This is a genomic window from Actibacterium ureilyticum (assembly GCF_002285435.1).
Lineage (GTDB): Bacteria > Pseudomonadota > Alphaproteobacteria > Rhodobacterales > Rhodobacteraceae > Actibacterium_C > Actibacterium_C ureilyticum.
Window position 1 is genome coordinate 1,143,213 of sequence record NZ_NSBT01000037.1, and the last position, 18,061, is coordinate 1,161,273.

General features: G+C 63.9%; 19 protein-coding genes. 18 read left to right on the forward strand and 1 reads right to left on the reverse strand.

The window, feature by feature from the left end; genetic code table 11:
- Positions 1-6 precede the first annotated feature (6 nt).
- From CLM60_RS18735 to CLM60_RS18795, 14 genes are all read left to right on the forward strand, one after another.
- Positions 7-612: a hypothetical protein gene (locus CLM60_RS18735; protein WP_095590588.1), complete on the forward strand. Its 606-nt coding sequence runs from the start codon at positions 7-9 to the stop codon at positions 610-612.
- A gap of 2 nt (positions 613-614) precedes the next feature.
- The gene (locus CLM60_RS18740; RefSeq protein ID WP_095590589.1) at positions 615-1,604 is read left to right on the forward strand and encodes a ketoacyl-ACP synthase III; all 990 of its coding nucleotides are present in this window, start codon (positions 615-617) and stop codon (positions 1,602-1,604) included.
- A 7-nt stretch (positions 1,605-1,611) separates the two neighbouring features.
- Positions 1,612-1,857 (forward strand): acyl carrier protein, encoded by a 246-nt coding sequence (locus CLM60_RS18745; RefSeq protein ID WP_095590590.1) that lies wholly within the window; start codon positions 1,612-1,614, stop codon positions 1,855-1,857.
- Positions 1,857-2,879 (forward strand): hypothetical protein, encoded by a 1,023-nt coding sequence (locus CLM60_RS18750; RefSeq protein WP_095590591.1) that lies wholly within the window; start codon positions 1,857-1,859, stop codon positions 2,877-2,879. The genes CLM60_RS18745 and CLM60_RS18750 overlap by 1 nt, the downstream gene beginning before the upstream one ends.
- Complete coding sequence (locus CLM60_RS18755) at positions 2,876-3,973, forward strand: MBOAT family O-acyltransferase (protein WP_095590592.1); 1,098 nt, start codon at positions 2,876-2,878, stop codon at positions 3,971-3,973. The genes CLM60_RS18750 and CLM60_RS18755 overlap by 4 nt, the downstream gene beginning before the upstream one ends.
- A gap of 20 nt (positions 3,974-3,993) precedes the next feature.
- Positions 3,994-4,119, forward strand: coding sequence for a hypothetical protein (locus tag CLM60_RS21370; RefSeq protein WP_281256718.1), 126 nt, complete (start codon positions 3,994-3,996; stop codon positions 4,117-4,119).
- A gap of 214 nt (positions 4,120-4,333) precedes the next feature.
- Complete coding sequence (locus tag CLM60_RS18760) at positions 4,334-5,443, forward strand: BMP family ABC transporter substrate-binding protein (protein ID WP_095590593.1); 1,110 nt, start codon at positions 4,334-4,336, stop codon at positions 5,441-5,443.
- A 54-nt stretch (positions 5,444-5,497) separates the two neighbouring features.
- Entirely contained in the window at positions 5,498-6,547 is a 1,050-nt protein-coding gene (locus tag CLM60_RS18765) for an ABC transporter permease (RefSeq protein WP_245848474.1), read from the forward strand.
- Positions 6,544-7,467: an ABC transporter permease gene (locus tag CLM60_RS18770; protein ID WP_095590595.1), complete on the forward strand. Its 924-nt coding sequence runs from the start codon at positions 6,544-6,546 to the stop codon at positions 7,465-7,467. Before CLM60_RS18765 ends, CLM60_RS18770 begins: the two co-directional genes overlap by 4 nt.
- 9 nt (positions 7,468-7,476) lie before the next feature.
- Positions 7,477-8,493, forward strand: coding sequence for a formamidase (locus tag CLM60_RS18775; RefSeq protein WP_095590596.1), 1,017 nt, complete (start codon positions 7,477-7,479; stop codon positions 8,491-8,493).
- Complete coding sequence (gene biuH, locus CLM60_RS18780; protein WP_095590597.1) at positions 8,490-9,167, forward strand: biuret amidohydrolase; 678 nt, start codon at positions 8,490-8,492, stop codon at positions 9,165-9,167. Before CLM60_RS18775 ends, biuH begins: the two co-directional genes overlap by 4 nt.
- Entirely contained in the window at positions 9,167-10,672 is a 1,506-nt protein-coding gene (locus CLM60_RS18785) for an ABC transporter ATP-binding protein (RefSeq protein WP_095590598.1), read from the forward strand. Before biuH ends, CLM60_RS18785 begins: the two co-directional genes overlap by 1 nt.
- Positions 10,669-11,334: a cysteine hydrolase family protein gene (locus CLM60_RS18790; protein ID WP_095590599.1), complete on the forward strand. Its 666-nt coding sequence runs from the start codon at positions 10,669-10,671 to the stop codon at positions 11,332-11,334. The genes CLM60_RS18785 and CLM60_RS18790 overlap by 4 nt, the downstream gene beginning before the upstream one ends.
- Positions 11,327-11,662 carry a cupin domain-containing protein gene (locus tag CLM60_RS18795; protein WP_095590600.1) on the forward strand — a complete coding sequence of 112 codons (336 nt, stop codon included), beginning with the start codon at positions 11,327-11,329 and terminating at the stop codon, positions 11,660-11,662. The genes CLM60_RS18790 and CLM60_RS18795 overlap by 8 nt, the downstream gene beginning before the upstream one ends.
- Before the next feature lie 18 nt (positions 11,663-11,680).
- Here the strand turns inward: CLM60_RS18795 and CLM60_RS18800 are convergent, their stop codons facing one another.
- Positions 11,681-12,580 (reverse strand): LysR family transcriptional regulator, encoded by a 900-nt coding sequence (locus tag CLM60_RS18800; protein ID WP_095590601.1) that lies wholly within the window; start codon positions 12,578-12,580, stop codon positions 11,681-11,683.
- Positions 12,581-12,718: 138 nt separating this feature from the next.
- Between CLM60_RS18800 and atzF the strand changes: the two genes are divergently transcribed.
- Genes atzF through CLM60_RS18820 form a run of 4 tightly spaced genes read left to right on the forward strand, consistent with a single transcriptional unit; the run spans position 12,719 to position 18,038 of the window.
- Complete coding sequence (atzF, locus tag CLM60_RS18805; RefSeq protein ID WP_095590602.1) at positions 12,719-14,515, forward strand: allophanate hydrolase; 1,797 nt, start codon at positions 12,719-12,721, stop codon at positions 14,513-14,515.
- A 39-nt stretch (positions 14,516-14,554) separates the two neighbouring features.
- Complete coding sequence (locus CLM60_RS18810) at positions 14,555-16,156, forward strand: ABC transporter substrate-binding protein (RefSeq protein ID WP_095590603.1); 1,602 nt, start codon at positions 14,555-14,557, stop codon at positions 16,154-16,156.
- The gene (locus CLM60_RS18815; RefSeq protein ID WP_095590604.1) at positions 16,153-17,181 is read left to right on the forward strand and encodes an ABC transporter permease; all 1,029 of its coding nucleotides are present in this window, start codon (positions 16,153-16,155) and stop codon (positions 17,179-17,181) included. The genes CLM60_RS18810 and CLM60_RS18815 overlap by 4 nt, the downstream gene beginning before the upstream one ends.
- Complete coding sequence (locus tag CLM60_RS18820; RefSeq protein WP_095590605.1) at positions 17,178-18,038, forward strand: ABC transporter permease; 861 nt, start codon at positions 17,178-17,180, stop codon at positions 18,036-18,038. Before CLM60_RS18815 ends, CLM60_RS18820 begins: the two co-directional genes overlap by 4 nt.
- Positions 18,039-18,061 lie beyond the last annotated feature (23 nt).

Below are 18,061 nucleotides of genomic sequence, written 5' to 3' on the forward strand. Positions count from 1 at the left end.
ATAGACGTGTTCCTTCGGGGCGACCGCGACTATATTCAGGGCACCCAGATCATTGCGCGCGCGTCTGAAACACTGGAGGCTGGCCCTTGGCGGTTCGAACGGACGGGGTTTTCAGCCATCACGCGAAACCTGATCGCCTTTGCCGATCAGGACACGGATGGATCGGCCATCGGCACGGTTTGCTTTGTGGACGATACAGGTGCCGAGCGCATCCTTCATGTGATCGACAGCGGCGCGCCCGCGCCGCACAGGGATCAGCCGATCCCGGCAGCCGCGACCCGGCAGGAAAGCGGTGCCGCGGCAGAACCCCGGTATGCGTTTTCGCGGGTGCGCGGGTTCGAGGATATGCTGAACGCGATCGTCATTGCCATCAAGACAGAGCACACCGTGCGCTTCACGGGTTGCACCGATATCTGGCTGACAGGCATGCGCGGCCTGAACCTGCCCGTAGAGGGCGCGTTTCCCGAAAACGGACAGATCGGCCTGCAGATGATGCGCGCGCTGGCCGGTGAGAAGGGTCAGCAAACCCTTTGGCGTGTGGATATCCAAGCGAACGACGGTACAGCTTTTGCGCGCGGCGCCGTGACCTTTTCCTACAAGCCCGGAGCCTAGAAATGCCGATCGTCGCAATCGACCATGCCGTTCCCGGGGTCATGCACACCGCCGCCGATCTGGCCGCTGCGACCGGCGCGGACGAGGCGTTCATTCGGGACAAGGTCGGCGTTCACAAACGCTATTGCCTGGGCGAGGACGAGACCGGGATCTCGCTTTCGCAGGCGGCTTGCGAAGCTCTTTTTGCCCGCGCGCCCGAATTACGGGATCAGGTCGACCTGCTGGTCTGTGTCACACAGAGCCCCGACCGCAAGCTGCCGCAGAATTCCGCGGGTCTTGCACATGCGTTGCAGCTTGGCCCAGGCACGGCGAGCTTCGATATCGCCCTGGGCTGTTCTGGATATGTCTATGCGCTGTCGGTGGTCGAAGGGTTCCTGATGGCCACGCAGATGGAGAATGCGGTTCTGGTGACCTGCGACCCCTATTCGCGGATCATCGACCCGACCGACAAGGCGACCAATTGCGTCTTTGGCGATGCCGCGACGGCGACGTGGATACGTCGCCAGGGCAAGGGCGGGCGCATCGTCGCGACCGATTTCGGGACCGATGGCAGTCAGGGGGATGCGATCAGCATTGCTGGCGGCGGGGCTGCCGCGCCCATGGTGTCGATCATCGGCATGACGCCGCCCGAAACCTCCCAGATGTCGCTCTTTATGAATGGCCGGGCGGTTTTCAACTTCGTCAACGGCCAAGTGCCCAAAAGCATACGCGCCTGCCTGGAAAAAGCCGGGCTGGGCCTGGACGATATCGACCGGTTCGCGTTGCACCAGGGGTCGATCTATATGCTGGACGCGATGGCCAAGCGCGTGGGTATCCCGCCCGAAAAGCTGCTGAAGAACATGAATCATTTCGGCAACACGGTCTCATCCTCGATCCCGCTGCTGCTTTACGATCTGCAGCAGAAAGGCGATTTAGACGGGCAACGGATCCTGGCCTCGGGGTTCGGCGTTGGGCTGTCCTGGGCCACGGCAATCCTGGAATTTGAGCTTTAGGTGCGACATGACGGATGAAAAAGCCTTCGAATTGATCAAGCAGGCCTTGGAAAAGACCCAGGCCGGCAGCAGCGAAAAGGTGACGATGGAAACCGATCTGATCGCGGATGGGATCGTCGACAGCCTGGATTCGATGAACTTCCTGTTCGAGCTGGAAACGGCTCTGGGCAAGTCGATCACCTCGATCGACGAGACCTTTGACGATTTCAAAGTCACAACGCTGGTGGATCTGGTCGTCAAAGAGAGCGCCTGATGCTGCGCACCGCCGCGGCACTGGGCATCTTGTGCGTATGCATTGCACTGCCGCTATCGATTGACCGGCCGGAAATCCGGTTCGGATCGGCGGGCAATTCCCAGAAATGCCTGGCGAACCAGATCATCAACATGCCCACCGATGTGAACATCCTGTTGTTGGGGTCGTCGCGCATGCGGCGTGGTCTGGACCCCGAGCAGCTTTCGAAAAGCATCGCTCAAAACCCCAAAGTCTATAACCTCGGCAGACCCGGTTTTTCCGCCTCTCGCTCCTATGTGATGCTCAGAGAGCTGTTCGACAGTGGTATCCGCCCGTCGCTTTTGGTGGTGGAGGCAGAAACCGAAGCGCTGAGAGGGGCTTTAAACACTAAAAAGTACGCCAGGCCCTTCACTTGGAGAGCGGACACGAGTTCTGTCTTCAGCTTTAAGGACCATCTTACATTCCCCGTTGCGATCGCCGAAACAGGCTATCTGGGGTGGAGCTTCATCGTTGGCAATGGCCTTTTGAGCAAGATCGAAAGGGGCCTGGCCCTCAAGCTTGCCGACGACATCTTCGAGACCGATCCGTCGCAACCGGCGAAAACCGTTTGCATGAGAGAAACGTTCGACAATCCAACCCCTGTCGGCATTGCCAGAGCCGAACGTAAGAAAGCACGGATCGAGAAAATTCTGAACAAGCAGTTTGACGATTTGGATCACGAGTTTGACGACCGGTTCAACTTTGAAGACAACAGCTTCAGCCGAGCCGAATTCCACTATCTACAGAAGATCCGTGAATTGGCCCAACAGTACGACGCAGCGTTGATTGTCATCCGCCCTCATCACTATCGCAGCCCGCCACCGGACGACAATGTCCGTGCGAAACTGACCCATCTGATCCCCGAATATCTTGCACCGCCAGAACAGGTGTATCGGCAGACCGCGCGGGAATTCATGGATAGAAGCCATTTGAATCCCAAGGGGCGCGAGATCTACACCCGTTGGCTGTCGCAGGAAATCGCGAAGGTGCTGGCGGAAAAATGATCCTTGGACTTGAACTCACCTTTGTGTTCCTGCTGGCGTTGGCGGCCATGTTCCGACTGCTGTTTCCACGTTTGCCACGCGTGGCGATGGTGGTGCTGATTGCCACGAACCTTGCGCTTCTGGCGGTCCTCAATGCAGTCACGGCGCTGTACCTGACCGCGCAAGTCGTCTTCGTGATGATCCTGTATGCGATCTGCCGCCGCTTCCCCGCACATGCCAATCGTATCTCGTGGTTCGCCTTTCTGGGGCTGATCCCGTTCAACCTGCATATGTGGGTCGGCAAGTTTGTTGATCCATCCCCGATCTGGGCAGAGCTTGGGGCAGCCTCCAACGCGCGGGTGGTTTGGGTTGTCGGCAGTGCCTTTTTTGTCGTGAAATCCTTTGTCTGCCTGCGGGAATGCTTGCGGGAAAAGGCGCTGCAGCCCTTGCCGATACTGGCGGGTCTGACCTTTCTGCCCTCGTTCGCGGCGGGGCCGATATTCGGGTTGGCGCCGTTCAAGCCCGACAATATCGCGCAGCGGCTGGATATGCGGGAGCTGGCGCGGGCGGTGATGATGCTGGGCTGGGGTCTGGCGTCATTCTATGTCATTGCCCCGGAATTCAGGGACATGGCCGACCGGGTCAATCCGGGCGTCGTCGACCCGGTCTTTGACATGTATGCCAAGCTTGCCGCGCTCTATTTCGATTTCTCGGGGTATTCGCTGTTGGCCATCGCCTTTGGCGCGTTCTTCGGCGCGACCCTGCCGCAGAATTTCAACAAACCCTATCTGGCCACGTCGATCCGCGAATTCTGGCAACGCTGGCACATGTCGCTGGGCTGGTTTGTCAGCATGTATCTGTTCAAACCCTTCGTCCGGGTCACTGGATCCCCGCGCAAGGGGATCTTTCTGGCCTTTGTCCTGGTGGGCCTGTGGCACGAGGTCATGCCCGGCTATTTCCTGTGGGGGCTGGGGCATGGTTACGCGCTGAGCCTGGCCATGAAGCCACCCGCCTGGTGGCAACGTGCGATGGCGCGGCTGCCGCGGCGTGTGGTCAAGCTTATCGGCTGGTGGCTGACCATGACCTGGGTGGCTTTGCTGTCCGATCTTGCCTAGAACGGTACCGGAGGTCTGATATGAACAAGATACGCTCTGCCTGGCTGCGGCTTTACAACACCTGGTGGCTTTGGGGCGTTCTGGGCTGGTACATCGTGATCACCCACTATCCCATGGAAAACGTCCTGCCGGTTTACGCAGAGTGACCCGGGCAGCCACCGTCCAGAGGCGACGGGCAGCAGCCGCGAACGGCTGATAAAGCGCCTGAGCGACACGGCGCGGTCCGCACCGCCCCCGGTGCATTTTTTTCACCGCTCCGGCAGAAAATGAGCAGAAGTCAGACCGCCCCCGAAGCCGTACCGTTTGACATGCACCAACGATACGCGCTGCCGCTTTGCGCCAAGAGACAGGGGATATGTCATGTCGTTTCGCCTTGATCGCCGATCGCTTCTGGCCTCGACCGCCGCCATGGGCGCGACGGCGCTGCTGCCGGGGCGGGCCCTTGCCGCTGACCCGCTGACGGTGGGGTTCATCTATGTCGGACCGAAGGATGATTTCGGCTATAATCAGGCCCATGCCGAAGGCGCCGCCGCGGTAAAGGCCATGGCCGGCGTCAAGGTCATCGAAGAGGAAAACGTCCCCGAAACGGTCGATGTCCAAAGCACGATGGAATCGATGATCCAGTTCGATGGCGCGACGTTGCTGTTCCCGACCTCGTTCGGTTACTTCGACCCGCATATCCTGGAGGTCGCGCCCAAATATCCCGATATCCGGTTCCAGCATGCGGCGGGGCTGTGGTCGGCGGACAAACACCCGATGAACGTGGGCAGCTATTTCGGGTATATCGGCATGGGCCAGTTCCTGAACGGGATAACAGCAGGGCATGCCACGACCAGCAAAAAGATCGGCTTTGTCGCCGCCAAGCCGATCCCGCAGGTCCTGCTGAACATCAACTCGTTCCTGCTGGGCGCGCGGCAGGTGGACCCCGAAATCACCTGTCAGGTCATTTTCACCGGCGAATGGTCGCTGGCGGTGAAAGAGGCCGAGGCCACCAATGCGCTGGCCGATCAGGGCTGCGATGTGATTACCTGCCATGTGGACGGGCCCAAGGTGGTGATGGAGACGGCAGCCGGGCGCGGGGCGTTTGTCTGTGGCTATCACGCGAACCAATCGCCGCTTGCGCCCGAAAAATACCTGACCGGCGCGGAATGGAACTGGGCCGATGTCTATACCGGCATGGTGCAGACCGTGCTGGATGGCGGCACCATCGACAATTTCGTCCGGGGCGGTCTGGCCGATGGCTTCGTCAAGATGAGCCCGCTGGGACCTGCCGTGTCCGACGCCGCGCGTGCCCAGTTCGAAGCCACCCGCGCCGAGATCATGAAAGGCGGCTATTCGGTGATCAAGGGCCCGCTCAAGGACAACGCGGGCAACGTGATCGCCGCCGAAGGTCAGGCCTTTGCTGAGGACGACATCGCCCTTGAAAGTATGGATTACCTGGTCGAAGGCGTCATCGGCTCGACCAGCTAAATGGCCCAGCCAACGGCCCCCTTGCGCACAGCATCCGGAACGCACGCGATCTGGATGCCGCGGCTCGAGGCGGTCATCCTGCCGCTTGCCGCGCTGATCGCCGGTCTGGCTGTGTTTTCGCTGTTCCTGATCGGGTTGGGAAAATCGCCGCTCACCTTCTTTGCGCTGGTCTACAAAGCCGGGTTCGGAACGGGCTTTTCGTGGCAGAACACCCTGTCCCGCGTCGCGCCGCTGTTGTTCGCGGGGCTTTGTGTCGCGCTTCCGGCGCGGCTGGGTCTGGTGGTGATCGGCGGCGAAGGGGCGATCGCCCTGGGCGGCCTGGCGGCGGCGGTCACGGGCGTCTGGTGCGGGGCGTTGCCGGGGGCGCTGGGGCTAATGCTGATGGCGTCCGCAGCCTTCTGTGTCGGCGGCGCCTGGATCGGGACCGTCGGGTTTCTGCGGATCCGGCGCGGCGTGAACGAAACCATCGCATCGCTTTTGATGTCCTATATCGCGATCGCGCTGATGAACCATCTGGTCGAAGGCGCCTTCCGCGACCCGGCCAGCCTGAACAAGCCGTCGACCGCGCCGCTGCCCGCAGCGCTTCGGGTCGGTGACATGCCCATCGGGATCGAAGTCCACTGGGGCCTGGGGATCGGGGTGCTTTGCTGCGTGCTGTGCTGGGTATTGCTCGACCGCACGACCATCGGTTTTGCCGCGCGTGTTGCGGGCGATAATATCAGGGCGGCGCAGGTGCAGGCGCTGCCGGTGGGCCGGCTGATCACCGGCTTCACCGCGCTTGGCGGCGCGATGGCGGGCCTGGCCGGATATTTCGAGGTGACGGCGATCCATGGCGCGGCCAACGCATCGTTGGTCGCGGGGTACGGGTTCACCGGGATCCTTGTGGCGTTCCTGGCCCGGCACAACCCGCTGGCGATCATCCCCGTGGCGATCCTGCTGGCGGGGTTCCAAGCCTCGTCCGGGCTGATCCAGCGGCGGATGGATCTGCCTGATGCGACCATCCTGGTCATGCAGGGTATCGTCTTCGTCACGCTGTTGCTCAGCGAAACGCTTTACGGGCGGCTGCGCCTTTTCCGGCCCGACAGGTGGGAGCAACGGGCATGAGCGGCGATCTGGGGCTTTGGGCCGTCCCCGTCGCGATGCTTGGCGGAGCGATCCGGGTCTCGACGCCGTTCCTGTTCGTGTCGCTGGGCGAATGCCTGACCGAACGGTCGGGGCGCATTAACCTGGGGCTCGAAGGCACGCTGACCTTCGGTGCGATGGCGGGCTATGCGCTGGCCTTCGAAAGCGGCTCGGCCTGGGTCGGGGTCGGTGCCGCGGCGGCCGCCGGTGCTGGGTTCGGGGCGTTTCACGGCTGGATTTGCCGGTTCAAGGGCGTGAACGATATCGCCATGGGGATCGCGCTGATGTTGCTGGGTATCGGCCTGGCGTTCTTTTTCGGCAAACCCTATATCCAGCCGGTCGCGCCGGATCTGCCATCGATCCCGTTCGGGTTCTGGTCGGACGTGCCGCAGGTTCAGGCGGCGCTGCAGGTTAACGTGCTGTTCTTGGTGGGGGTCGCCCTGGCCTTTGGCATGGCCTGGATGCTTCGCAACACCGCGCTTGGATTGCGCATCCGCGTCGTCGGCGACAGCACCGAGGCCGCGCGCGCCATCGGCATCGCACCGGATCGGGTGCAGCTGTGGGCGACGGCGGCCGGAGGCGCCCTTGCGGGCGTCGCGGGGGCTTATCTGTCGCTTTACTATCCCGGAAGCTGGAACGAGGGGCTGTCGTCGGGTCAGGGCCTGATGGCCGTGGCGCTGGTCATCTTTGCCCGCTGGAACCCGGTCCTGTGCCTGTTCGCCGCGCTTTTGTTCGGCGCGGCCGGGGCGCTTGGTCCGGCGCTTCAGACGGTGGGTTTCACATCGGGCTATTACCTGTTCTTCGCGGCGCCATATGTCCTGACCCTTGCGCTGCTCATTTTCACCTCGACCCCGGGCAATGCGCTAGACAGCGCGCCGGGTGAATTGTCGATCACCAAATAGGAGGAAGGCATGAACGGACTGGGCGGATTGAACAAATCGAAACAGGGTGTTGTCATCGGCATGGTGCAGCTGCAACTGCCGGTCGTGGTCACCCCGGACGATCTGGCGCGGCAGACCCGGAAGATCGTCGATATGGTCGGCAAGGCGCGGCGCAACATGGGAACGATGGATCTGGTCGTGTTTCCGGAATACGCGCTGCACGGCCTGTCGATGGACACCAATCCCGACATTATGTGCCGCCTCGACGGCCCCGAGGTCGCGGCGTTTAAGGCCGCCTGTAAAACGCATAAGATCTGGGGCTGTTTCTCGATCATGGAGCTGAACCCGGGCGGGATGCCCTATAATTCGGGCCTGATCATCGACGATCAGGGCGAAATCCGGCTGTATTACCGCAAAATGCATCCTTGGGTACCGGTTGAGCCGTGGGAGCCGGGCAACACGGGCATACCGGTCTGCGACGGGCCGAACGGCTCGAAACTGGCGCTGATCATCTGCCATGACGGCATGTTCCCCGAGATGGCGCGCGAATGCGCCTATAAAGGGGCCGAGATCATGATCCGCACCGCTGGCTATACCGCGCCGATCCGCGAAAGCTGGCGCTTTACCAACCAGTCGAACTCCTTTTGCAACCTGATGGCCACCGCGAATGTCTGCATGTGCGGCAGCGACGGCACTTTCGACAGTATGGGCGAGGCGATGATTGTGAACTTCGACGGCCAGGTCATCGCCCATGGCACCACCGGCCGCCCGGACGAGATCATCTCCGCCGAACTGCGCCCCGATCTGATCCGCGAGGCGCGGCTGGGCTGGGGGGTGGAAAACAACATCTATCAGTTCGGGCATCGCGGCTATGTCGCCGTCAAGGGCGGCGCGCAGGACTGCCCCTATACCTATATGACCGATCTGGCCGCCGGGCGGTATCGGCTGCCGTGGGAGGACGACGTGCAGGTGACCGACGGGACCGTATGCGGGTTCCCGCCCCCCACACGGCTTTATAGAAACGGCACGAAGGAGGCCGCCGAATGAGCACCATCGACAGCCGACCCTATAAGTGGCCCTATAACGGTGATCTGCGCCCCGAAAACACGGCGCTGATCATCATCGACATGCAGACCGACTTTTGCGGCAAGGGCGGGTATGTGGATGCGATGGGGTATGATCTGTCGCTGACCCGCGCCCCGATCGCGCCGATCAAGGCGGTTCTGGCGGCGATGCGCGCCAAGGGATATCACATCCTGCACACGCGCGAAGGGCACCGCCCGGACCTGAGCGATCTGCCCGCCAACAAGCGCTGGCGCTCGCAGCAGATCGGCGCGGGCATCGGCGATCCGGGCCCCTGCGGCAAGATCCTTGTACGCGGCGAGCCCGGCTGGGACATCATCGACGAGCTCTATCCTCAGGACGGCGAAACCATCATCGACAAGCCCGGCAAGGGCAGCTTCTGTGCCACCGATCTGGAACTTGTGCTGCGGATGCGGGGGATCGAGAATCTGGTGATCTGCGGGATCACCACCGATGTCTGCGTATCGACCACCATGCGCGAGGCGAATGATCGGGGCTTTGAATGTGTCGTGCTCGAAGATTGCTGCGGCGCGACCGACAGGGGCAATCACGACGCGGCGATCAAGATGGTGACGATGCAGGGCGGTGTGTTCGGCGCGGTCGCCGACAGCAGGACCCTGATCGCAGGGCTGGTCTGATGCAGGCCATCGGGCTGGAAACGGTCGGGATGACGATGCGGTTCGGGGCGCTGGCCGCGCTGGACAAGGTCTCGGTCCGGATCGCGCCCGGCACGATCCATGCGCTTCTGGGCGAAAACGGCGCAGGCAAGTCGACGCTGGTGAAATGCATCATGGGTTTTTACCACGCGACCGAGGGCGGGCTGCTGGTCGATGGCAAAGAGGCGCGGATCGCCGATCCGGTGGACGCGCAACGGCTGGGGCTTGGCATGGTCTATCAGCATTTCACGCTGGTCCCGTCCCTGACCGGCGCCGAGAACCTGGTGATCAGCCGCGCCGACGCCCCGCCGGTGATCGACTGGCCGGCCGAACGCACAGCCATCGACCGGTTCCTGGCCGACCTGCCGTTCAAACCGCCGCTGGACCGGCCCGTCAGTCGTCTGTCGGCAGGCGAGAAGCAGAAGCTCGAGATCGTCAAGCAGCTCTATCTGGGCAGCCGGTTTCTGATCCTGGACGAACCGACATCGGTCCTGACACCAGCAGAGGCCGATGAGGTGCTCAGCCACATCCGCGCCCTGTGCCAGTCCGGGCGGATCACGGTGCTGCTGATCACCCACAAGTTCCGCGAGGTGCGCCGGTTTGCCGATGATGTCACCGTTTTGCGGCGCGGGCGCCATGCCGGGACCGGAAGCGTCGCCGATCTGAGCGATGACCGGATGGCACAAATGATGATGGGCGACGCCCCCGCCCGCCCGGTGCTGGACCGCACCGGCACCCACGGCGCGCCGGTTCTGGAGCTGTCGGGTGCGCGGGCGCCGTCGCTGTCGGGACCGAACGGGATCGCCATCGACGAACTGTGCGTGCGCGCGGGTGAAATCGTCGGCGTGGCCGGGATATCGGGCAACGGCCAGACCGAGTTGATGGAGATGCTGACCCGCCAACGCCCGCTGACGGCGGGCCGGATCGCGATCAAGGGGCGCCCCTTCGGTGCCACCCGCGCCGAGGCACAGGCGCTGAACGTGCGCTATCTGCCCGAAGAGCCGCTCCGAAACGCCTCGGCCCCGCATATGAGTGTGGCGGAGAACCTGGCGCTGCGGGTGTTCGATACCGGCCCCGGCGGCCCGATCCTGTGGCTGAACCGTAAGGCGATGATCCGCGACGCTCAGGCCCGGATCGCGGCCTATGATATCAAGACAGCCTCGCCACACAGCCCGATTGCAACCTTGTCGGGCGGCAATGTCCAGCGCACGGTGCTGGCGCGTGAACTGGATGGCGATGTTGACCTTCTAATCGTTGCCAACCCCTGTTTCGGACTGGACTTCAACGCGGTTGCGGCCATTCGCGGGCGCCTGATGGCGGCGCGCAATCGCGGGGTGGCGATCCTGTTGATCAGCGAGGATCTGGATGAGATCTTCGAACTGGCCGACCGGATCGCGGTCATGAGCTGCGGGCGGCTGGCCTTTGTTGCGCAGGCCGGGGCAACGGATGTGGCCGAAATCGGTGCCTATATGGCGGGACGCGCATGATCGAGATCCCGGCAGATCCATTTGTCTTTCGCTGCGCGCCCGCGACCCTTGGCCTGGTCGTCATCGACATGCAACGCGACTTCATCGAACCGGGTGGCTTCGGCGAAAGCCTGGGCAATGATGTCGCGCGCCTTGGGGCAATCGTGCCCACGGTAGCGCGCCTTCTGGCCGGGTTCCGCGCTGCGGGATTGCCGGTGATCCACACGCGCGAGTGCCACAAGCCCGACCTGTCCGACCTGCCAAGTTCGAAACGGGATCGGGGGGCGCCCAGCCTCAGGATCGGCGATCCGGGTCCGATGGGGCGCATTCTGGTAGCTGGCGAACCGGGGGCCGAGATCATCCCTGAACTGGCGCCCATCGCGGGTGAGCCGGTGCTGGACAAGCCCGGAAAAGGCGCGTTCTGCAACACCGGTTTCGAAGACTTGCTGACCGCACGCGGGCTGCGGCACCTGATCCTTGCGGGCGTCACGACCGAGGTCTGCGTTCAGACCACCATGCGCGAAGCGAATGATCGCGGCTTCGACTGCCTGCTGGCGACAGACGCCACCGAAAGCTATTTCCCTGCCTTCAAGGCCGCCACGATCCAGATGATCACCGCACAGGGCGGGATCGTCGGCTGGGCCGCCCCGACACAGGCGATCCTTGGGGCGCTCGATGCTTGAACCGGCCCTGATACGCGGGCTGCTGTCGGGCCGCTGGCGCGCGCTGCGGTTCGAGCCGTTCCGGGCGGGCATCACCATCGGCCGGCTTCTGGACGGCGCACCCGCGATCGCGGTCCTGCGTTACGCGCCGGGCGCGCGGGTCCCGCTGCACGAACATCCGGGCGCCGAAATGATCCTTGTGCTGGAAGGCAGCCAGTCGGACGAGAACGGCACCTACCGGCGCGGCGATCTGGTCATCAACCCGCCCGGCAGCCGCCATTCTGTCTGGAGCGATACCGGCTGTGTTGTGCTGCTGCACTGGGCCAAGCCCGTGCGGTTCGTCGACTGAGCCGCACGCCGGGGGCAATCAGGGCAAAGCGCGCAGGGCGCTGACCAGATCGCGCATGAAACGTGCCGACGCCACCGGCAGAGTCCGCCCCCGCAACTGCCCCAGCAGCAGGTTGCCGGGCGCCACGTCGCGCACCGCAAGTGGGCGGGACACCAGGTTCGGCTGGTGATCCATGTCCAGCCCGACGGGAAACTGAAAACTGATCATGTCCTCCCACGCGCCGTAATGGCGCATGAAATCGAAGCTTTCGGATTCGATCATCGGCGCAACCTCGACCGAGGTCAGGCGCCGCGCCGCCGTTTCCAGCAGCACCCGGACCGCAAGCTTTTCGGACGGGGCGACATGGGGAAAGCGCAGCGCGTCGCGCAGGCGGATCTCGGGCTGGTCGGCCAGCGGGTGTTCAGCGCGCATCACCGCATGGATGGGCTGGGCCATGGCGTGGACGACCTCGAAATCGACCATGGTCAGTGGCTCGAACACCAGCGCGATATCGCTGGCGAATTCCGACAGCTCCCGTTCGGCGGCGACCCGGTCGCGGGCGTTGACCGAAAAGGTGACGCCGGAATGCCCGGAACGGTAACGCGCGATCTGACGTGGCAGGAAATAGGGCAGCAAGGCCTGCGAACAGGCGATCGACACATGCCCCCGGCGCACCCCCGACAGATCCGAGACCTGCGATTTCAGCCGTGCGAAATCCGACCGCTGCGACCGGATGTGATGCAACAGCAGCTCGCCCGCCGGGTTCAGCCGCACGCCGCGCGGCAGGCGTTCGAAGATCTCGTATCCGAATTCGTCCTCGAACCGGTTGATCCGCCGGTTCAACGCCGAGGCGGTGATGTTCATGTCCTCGGACGCCTTGCGGATCGACCCGGCACGGATCACCCCCTCGATAAACTCGAAATCCTTCAGATGGCGCATGTCTTCCCCAAGCAAGTGGTGCATTTTTTGCACCGGTTTTGTGAGATAATAGCATTTGTTTTCCCGCCCCTGCCGCCGAATTCTGGGACCCAGGCAACAGGGATCGGCGATGTCACCGGAAATGATTGGAAAACATGCATGAGCGCTGAAATACCGCTCACACTGACGTCCTTGCGCCGCGCCTATGCCGCCGGGACACCCGCCGCAGACATCATCGAACAGGTCTATGCCCGGATTGACGCCGTGGCCGATCCCGGGATCTTCTTGTGCCTGTTCCCGAAAGACGAATTGCTGGCGCAGGCCGCCGCCCTTGGCCCGTTCGATACCGCAAAGCCGCTTTGGGGCGTGCCCTTCGTCGTCAAGGACAACATCGATGTTGCGGGCAAACCCACCACCGCCGCCTGCCCCGATTTCGCCTATCAGGCGACGGAAACCGCATTTGTGGTTCAGCGGCTGCAAGAGGCCGGGGCGCTGCTGATCGGCAAGACCAACCTGGATCAGTTCGCCACCGGGCTGGTGGGGGTGCGCACGCCCTATGGCGCGCCGAAGAACGCGTTGGATCCCGCGATCGTGCCCGGCGGTTCGTCGGGCGGCTCGGGCGTGGCGGTCGCGCATGGGATCGCCAGTTTTTCCTTGGGCACGGACACCGCCGGATCGGGCCGGGTGCCCGCGGCGCTGAACAATATCGTGGGGCTGAAGCCCACGCTGGGCGCATTGTCGGCGACCGGGCTGGTGCCCGCCTGTCGGTCGCTGGACACGATTTCGGTCTTTGCGCTGACGGTGGCCGATGCCTATGCCGCCTATGCGGTGGCGGCGGTCCATGATCCGGCCGACAGCTATGCGTGCAAGGTGCAGACGCCCCCGCTGGTCGCGCCCCCGCCCCGCCCCCGGATCGGCGTGCCATCGCCCGACAGCCTACGGGTCGAGGGCGACATGGCACAGGCACGGTCCTTTGCCGATACGGTCGCGGCCCTGCGGCAATCGGGCGCCGAGATCGTCGAGATCGACTTCACCCCGCTCTATGAGATCGCCGAGATGCTGTATTTCGGCCCCTGGGTCGCCGAACGCTATGTCGCGACCGAAACGCTGATGACCAGCAACCCCGATGCGCTGTTCCCGGTGACGCGGCAGATCATCGGATCGGCGGTTGGTAAGACCGCGGCGGATACGTTCAAGGGGTTTTACAAGCTCAGGGACCTGAGCCGCGACATCGCCCCGGCCATTGCCGATTGCGATGCGCTTTGCGTGCCCAGCATCCCCACATTCGCCACCGTTGCGGACCTTGAGGCCGATCCGATGGGGCCCAACAACATGCTGGGAACCTATACCAATTTCGTGAACCTGATGAACATGTGCGCCATCGCCGTGCCGACGCCCGCGCGCGATGACGGGCGCCCGGGCAGCGTGACCCTGATCGCACAGGCCGGGGCGGACGCCAGGATCGCCGCCCTAGCGACCGTGATCGAACGCCTGGGGCAGCGGTATCTGGGGGCGACACCCTGGCCCCTCGATCCGCCAGAGCTGCCGGAGCAGGTGGCCGACACCGATATCCGGATCGCGGTTTGCGGCGCGCATATGTCGGGCCTGCCGCTGAACCACACGCTGACCGAACGCGGCGCGCGGCTGGTGCGCACGGATGCGACCGCGCCCGATTACAGCTTTCACGCCCTGCCCGGCGGCGGGATCGCCCGGCCCGGGCTGGTGCGCACCGCGCCGGGCAAGGGCGCATCCGTCGCGCTGGAGCTTTGGGACATGCCGGTGGAGTCCTTCGGCGGCTTCATGAAAACCATTCCCGCACCGCTGGGCATCGGCACGCTGACCTTGGCCGATGGCAGCACCGTTCAGGGCTTTCTGTGCGAGGCCGCCGCGACCGGCGACGCCGAAGACATCACCGCCCTGGCCGATTGGCGACGCTATCTGGCCCGGACGGCCTGAGACAATGCGCATCCATAAGCGCCCCACAAGGAGAGAAGAATGACGGACGTATCCAGACGACATTTCCTGCAACTCGGCGCGGCCACTGCCTCGGCCCTGCCATTCCTGCGCGCCCTGCCCGCCCATGCACAAAGCGGCGATGTGCTGGTCGCGGTGAACGGCCAGACGATCAACAGCCTTGACCTGCATCGCACCGGCACCAACCGGCCCAGCTATCAGGTGGCGATCAACTGCTATGACCGGCTTGTGTCCTTCGGCACCAAGCCGTCGATGGGCGGCGGGCTGGAATTCGACTATTCCAAGGTCGAACCGGAACTGGCCGAAAGCTGGACCGTTTCCGATGACGGGCTGATCCTGACCTTCACGCTGCGCGACGCGACGTTCCAGGACGGCAGCCCGGTGACGGCGGCGGATGTGAAATGGTCGTTCGACCGCGCGGTGTCGCTGGGCGGGTTCCCGGCGGTGCAGATGAAGGCCGGCGGCTTCACGCGGCCCGACCAGTTCGCGGCGCTGGACGACAAGACCTTCCAGATCACGCTGGACGCGCCGTCAAAGCTTGCGATCCCCGATCTGGCGGTGCCGATCCCGTTCGTGATCAATTCCAAGCTGGCGATGGCCAACGCCACCGATGACGACCCCTGGGCGACCGAATACCTGCATCTGAACACCATCGGGTCGGGGGCGTTCAAGGTCGCGCGCTGGGTGCCGGGCGAGCAGCTGATCTACGAGCGCAACAACGACTGGGCCAGCGGGCCGGTCCCGGCCTATAAGCGCGTGGTCATCCGCGAGGTCCCGTCGGCCGCCACCCGCCGGGCGGTGATCGAACGCGGCGATGCGCAGATCTCCTTCAACATCCCCAGCAAGGACGCGCTTGAGATGTCGGACAAGATGGAGGTCAACTCGACCCCCATCGCCAATTGCATCAACTGCGTCGGGCTGAACACCAAGTTCGAACCGTTCCAGGACAGCGATGTGCGCAAGGCGGTCGCCTATGCCATCCCGTACGAGGCGATCTTTCAGGCCGCTGCCTTTGGCCGGGGCGCGCCGCTTTGGGGCGAAGAGACCGAGCGTTCCGAAATCGCCTGGCCGCGCCGGACGGGCTATGTCGAGGATCTGGACCTGGCGCGCGCGCACCTGGCCAAATCGGGCTATCCCGACGGGTTCGAGGTGCCGTTTTCCATCAGCCTCAACCAGCTGGACTGGATGGAGCCGACCGCGCTTCTGATCCAGGAGAACCTGGCCAAGATCGGGATCACGGTGACCATCGACAAGATCCCCGGCGCGGACTGGCGCACCGCTTCGCTGGTCGAAAAGCGCCTGGCCTTTCATCTGGAAGGGTTCGGCGGCTGGCTGGACACGCCCGATTACTATTTCTTCTGGGCCTACAAGGACGGGCACCTGTTCAACTCGTCCAATTACCGCAACGACGAGATCGAGACGCTGGTCGACAACACGCTGCATATTCCGGTTGACGATCCCGCCTATGCGCCCAATGTGAAGCGCATGTTCGAAATCGCACTGGACGAATTGCCGCGCATCCCGCTGTGGCAACCCGCGCTGAATGTCGCCCTGAACGGCGCTTCGGATTACGAGTTCTGGTTTCACCGGCAGCTCGACGTGCGCCCGATCAAACCCGCATGAGGCATATGCGGGCCCGTCTGGTCGGTGCGCGGCTGTTGCAGGCCATCCCGGTCGTCATCGGGGTGGTCGTCATCACCTTTGTGCTGACCCGCGCCCTGCCCGGCGATCCGGCGGTCTATTTCGCGGGCGACGCCGCGGACGAGGCATCGATCCAGCAGGTGCGCGAGCAACTGGGTCTGGACGCGCCCCTGCCGCAGCAGTTCATCCGCTATGTCGGCGATCTGCTGCGCGGCGACTGGGGCAACAGCCTGTCGACCGGGCAGCCGGTCCTGTCCGATCTGGCCCGCCGCCTGCCCGCCTCGCTTGAACTGACGCTGATTGCGCTGCTTCTGTCCTGTGCCATCGCGATCCCGCTGGGGGTAATGGCGGCGACGCGGCCCGGATCGTGGCGCGACCATCTGTGCCGGGTTCTGGTCACAGCGGGGGTTTCCTTGCCGACCTTTTTCACCGGTATCCTGCTGATCTATGTCTTCTATTACCTGCTGGATATCGCGCCCTCGCCGCTCGGGCGGCTCGATTTCCTGTATATCGAGCCCGCGCCGGTGACCGGGTTCTATCTGATCGACAGCGCCCTTGCGGGCGATTGGGACACGTTCGGCGGCGCCGCGCGGCAACTGGTGCTGCCCGCGATCACCATGGCGATCTTCACGCTGGCGCCCATCGCGCGGATGACCCGCGCCGCGATGCTTCAGGCGCTGTCGTCGGATTTCATCCGGACCGCCCGCGCCGCCGGACTGCCGCGCGGCAGGATCGTCTATGGCTATGCGCTGCGCAATGCGCTGCTGCCGGTCGTCACGACGCTGGGCATGGTGTTTTCCTTTGCGCTGGGGGCGAATGTCCTGGTGGAAAAGGTCTTTGCCTGGCCCGGCATCGGCTCCTATGCCGTCGATGCGCTGGTCGCGTCGGATTATGCGGCGGTGCAGGGCTTCGTTCTGGCGATGGCGCTGCTGTTCGTGACGCTGAACCTGATCATCGACCTGCTTTATGCGGTGATCGACCCCAGGATCGGGTTCGACGCCACATGACCGGCACCACCCAAAGCCATGGGTTCGCCAGCCATGTCGGCCATGTCATGCGGCAGAACCCGGTCACCATGATCGCCTTCGGGATGCTGGGGCTGCTGGTCTTCTGCGCGGTTTTCGGGCCTGCGCTGGTGCCGCATGACCCGCTCGCTTCGGGCGCGCGCATCCTGCAACCGCCAAGCGGCGAGCACTGGTTCGGCACCGATCATTTGGGCCGCGACGTGTTCAGCCGGGTGATCGTCGCGACCCGCCTGGACATGGTGATCTCGGTCGGGGCGGTCGCGCTGTCCTTTGTCGCGGGGGCGATCCTGGGCTGTGCGGCCGGGTATTGGGGCGGCTGGCCCGATGCGGTGATCAGCCGGGGCCTGGACATGATCATGGCCTTTCCGCTGTTCGTGCTTGCCATGGGGATCGTCGCCGCCCTGGGCAACACGGTCGAGAACGTGATCTATGCGACCGCCGTGATCAACACGCCCTTCTATGCGCGCGTCGTCCGGGCCGAGGTCAACATCCGGCGCGAAGCCGGGTTCGTGCAGGCCGCCCGGCTGGCCGGCAACAGCGATCTGCGCATCGTCGCGCTGCACATCTTTCCCAACGCGCTGCCGCCGATGATGGTGCAGGTGTCGCTGAACATGGGATGGGCGGTGCTGAACGCGGCGGGCCTCAGCTTTATCGGGCTGGGGGTGCGGCCACCCACGCCGGAATGGGGGATCATGGTGGCCGAGGGGGCGAATTACATCATCTCGGGCGAATGGTGGCTGGCGGTCTTTCCGGGCCTGTGGCTGATGTTCGCGGTCTTTACCTTCAACCTTCTGGGCGACGGGTTGCGCGATATCGTCGACCCAAGGCAGCGGCGCTGAATGCTGCGGATTGCGGATCTTCG